This window comes from Streptococcus sp. 339 (genome assembly GCF_013277285.1).
GTDB lineage: Bacteria > Bacillota > Bacilli > Lactobacillales > Streptococcaceae > Streptococcus > Streptococcus pseudopneumoniae.
In genome coordinates, this window is sequence record NZ_VMMR01000060.1 from 1 (window position 1) to 232 (window position 232).

Here is a 232-nt window from a genome sequence, read left to right on the forward strand (position 1 = left end):
TTAGGAAAGTTTTGGAATAAGGAAGGTTACTATATTATAGTTTATAACAATGCTAAAAAAGCCCCTGAACTGTTCAAGGTAGAGTTCTCTGAGTGGAAGCGTATGCATATAGGGGAGACATATTAGACAGCGTTAGAGGGATACACTTACTTTTAAGTATCAAAAAAATGAGCACTTCCGTAATTGGAAATGCTTGTTTTTTGATATGTTTAGACTCTTATACTCAATGAAA